General features: G+C 32.1%; 1 protein-coding gene. It reads left to right on the top strand.

What is annotated here, in order from left to right; all coding sequences use genetic code 11:
* Window positions 1-88: 88 nt before the first annotated feature.
* Window positions 89-2220: type VI-B CRISPR-associated RNA-guided ribonuclease Cas13b (gene cas13b / locus ACYEKI_RS21115; protein ID WP_459213200.1), on the top strand; the 2132-nt coding region annotated here is incomplete at its 3' end.

The following is a 2220-nucleotide window of genomic DNA, read 5'->3' on the forward strand; positions in this document are numbered from 1 at the left end:
ATAATAACCATATATTTTACCTGTATATCACCGTAAGGATTTGGTTAAATTTTGTAGCTTTAGTTTTCTAATCAATTTGCTTACATATATGACCGAATCTACCTCTAGGCGTGATCTCAATGAAGATCCGCAGTACTTTGCCTATTATTTAAATAAAGCTACGGCTAACCTTTTTAGTATTCTTAATGAAGTAGGAACTATTCTTAATTCTAAATTAAATACTCCTAAACAGTTGACCAGAGATACCGACGATGCTATTGAACAGCATCCTGTACTTGGAAAAATTTCTAATTTTTCTTCTGATAAAAACGAACAAGCTAATATCTCTGGTTTGCGATGGGCATTACTAAGCAAGCATCTTCCTTTTTTAAAAACATACCAATACAAGTCTATCGAGTTTATTGGTAGGATGACTGAAAAAGATGCAAAAAAGTTCAAAGAGAGAAATCCTAACAACGTAATGAGCCTCTCTGAAATTATTGCTACGATTCCTAAACTAAAAGATACTGTACAGTTTGAAGAGATTGAATTAGAAAAGAATAGTTGTATTAAAGATGAAATCAAAATTATAATCCAACTGTTACGCTTTTTACGCAATACCTACTCACATAGCCATCCTGAACAAAAAGATAAAGCTACTACAGATATTCTCAATCAACTCGAACTCAATAAAAAGTATCCCTTTACTCTTGAAAAAAATCTTCGTAGGATTTGGAATGCAGGTATTCTTCATAGTAGTGATCGTGTTTCTTATATCAAACTACGCAGGTATCGTCATATGATTAAAGGATTACCTAAACATTATTTTCATCATTTTCTTACACAAGAAAAAGCCATTTCTCAAAATGGAATAGCCTATCTCATTTGCTTGTTTTTAGAGAAAAAAGATGCCTATCAATTCCTTAAAAAGCTACGAGGCTTTAAACAAGGTGGTGCTAAGAGTAAATCTTTTGATAACGCTATTGATGCTGAAGAAAAACAGCAGAGCGAACGTTTTCAAGCAACACTACATACCTATACCGCTTTTTGCTGTCAATTGCCTAAGCCTGTCATTGAATTCAAGGCAGAATATGCTGAGTCAAAAATTGATTTAATGACCAATATGCTTAACGAATTGCAGAAATGTCCTAAGGAATTATTTGATATGCTACAACCTAAAGACCAGGAGGAATTTGCTTATAGCATTCGTCATGATCGATTAGGTAATATAGAGGATAATATTGCTGAGCAAAAAAGTGAAAAAACTACTATTGATGACACAGGTTTGACTACACATTCTTATTTGATTCGTCATCGAGATCGTTTCCCATATTTTGCACTTCGATTTATTGAAGAAACTCAATTATTTTCAGGGATAAAATTTCATATTGATTATGGAAAAATGATCCTAAGTCATACATTTCAAGATCAAGAAGGCAATATCACATATGATCATTCTTGGACAAAAGATGTTCGTGATTTTGGGCTATTATCTCACGCACAACAACATCGCTTAAGCTATCAATTAGGGCTTCAAAAAGGAGAAACTCCTCAGAAATATGCAGCTAGTCATTATGAATATTTTTCACCTCACTACCATATTGACAATAATCAGATTCAGTTTTTAATTGATATTACAGCTACTTCAGACGAAGTTCAAATCCCTAGTAGAATGACAACTGATCCTAAAAAGGATAAGGACAACCAAAAGTTTATAGGGAAATCATTAGTAAAAAACACTTATCAGGGACGAAAATACGTATTGAGTACTTTTGATTTAGCTTCTTTAATTCAGTTAAAACTTAGCGTATCTGATTTTGACTTACAACAACATCTACAAACTTTAGAAACTAATTATTTACGTTTTTTAAAAGATGCTGTTGATGGTACTTTTCAAGTTAATGATTATAACGAATTAGGTATTAAACTAAAAGCCTATCAATTAAAACGACATTGGATTCCTAAAGAAGTAAAACGCTGTCTAGCAAAACATACTTTAGATTATCAAAAACATATAAAAGATCAAATTGAAGCTGAAAAAAAAGATACACAAGCACGTCTACATATTTTGAATGATAAAAAGAAGCTTAATCCCAAAATAGGTACAATGGCTGATTTTTTAGCTCAAGATATTATCAAACGTATGTTACCTAAATCAACTTTAAAAGCAAAGATTTCTCCTGAGCAATACCAACAATTACAACGTAACTTTGCTCTGTTCAGTACAGAACAAGTTGATGC

This window comes from Aquimarina rhabdastrellae (assembly GCA_947387485.1).
Lineage (GTDB): Bacteria > Bacteroidota > Bacteroidia > Flavobacteriales > Flavobacteriaceae > Aquimarina.